The sequence below is a fragment of the Streptomyces macrolidinus genome (assembly GCF_023887685.1).
GTDB lineage: Bacteria > Actinomycetota > Actinomycetes > Streptomycetales > Streptomycetaceae > Streptomyces > Streptomyces macrolidinus.
The window spans coordinates 1-1,127 of sequence record NZ_JAMWMR010000095.1 but is presented as its reverse complement, the minus strand read 5'-3'; the positions used below and the strand labels follow the sequence as shown (position 1 = coordinate 1,127).

The window sequence follows — 1,127 nt, the reverse complement described above, 5'->3', positions numbered from 1 at the left end:
CAACTCGTGCCGTCCGCTGAGGACGAGAACGCCTTCGACCGACCGTCGGCGGACAACCCACGCTGGCGGCTGAACTCCACAAACATGCCTGGGGTAGGCATGACGGCCACACCGCCCGCGAGCGCCATGTCGCACTCGCCCTTGCGTAACGCCTGCACCGCCAGGTGCAGCGCCACCAACGACGACGAGCACGCCGTGTCCACCGTCAACGCGGGACCCTCAAGAGCCAACGCGTAAGCCACCCGGCCCGACATGACACTCGCCGTGTTACCGGTGAGCAGGTAGCCGTCGAGTCCGCTTCCGCCGTCGCGCAGGCTCGGGCCGTACTCCTGTGTCATGGCCCCGGTGAAGACACCGACCTGACGACCTCTGAGGGACGCCGGGTCCACTCCCGCGTGTTCCACGGCCTCCCACGACGTCTCCAGCAGCAGCCGCTGCTGCGGGTCCATCGCCAGCGCCTCACGCGGCGAGATCCCGAAGAACCCGGCGTCGAAGTCCGCGACGCCGTCCAGGAACCCACCATGCTGGACGTACGTGGTCCCGGGACGGTCCGGGTCCTCGTCGTACAAGCCGGCCAGATCCCAGCCACGGTCGCGGGGGAACTCCGAGATCGCGTCACCACCCTCGGCGACCAACCGCCACAGGTCCTCCGGCGACCCCACACCACCCGGCAACCGACACGCCATACCCACGATCACCACGGGGTCGTCCGTACCACCGACCGTCGGTGCGACCTCTGCCGTGTCCTGCTCACCGTGCGCGTTCCCGTGCATCTCGGCGAGCAGGTGCTCCGCCAGCGCGCGAGGTGTCGGGAAGTCGAAGATCATTGAGGGGGCCATGCGGACACCGAAGGCGGCGTTGACGCGGTTGCGTAGATCCACGCCCGTCAACGACGTGCACCCGGAGTCGCGGAAGGTGCGGTCAGCGGCGACCTGCCCGGCCATCGCGTAGCCCAGCACTCGGGCCGCCTGGGCCTGCACCTGTCCCAGGATCAGCCGAAGTTGCTCGTCCCGGTCGAGTTCGGAGAGCCCGGCCGCGCGCTGGGCGACGGGCGCGGGCTGCTCCAGTTCGGGGGCGAGCGTCTCGATCTCGCCCAACCAGTAGCGCTCGCGTTGGAAGGCGTAGGT

1 protein-coding gene is annotated in these 1,127 nt (G+C 69.3%); it reads right to left on the bottom strand.

The window, feature by feature from the left end:
* Window positions 1–1,127, bottom strand: a 1,127-nt coding sequence (locus tag NGF19_RS30360) for an acyl carrier protein (protein ID WP_252429148.1), incomplete at both ends; no start/stop codon positions are given.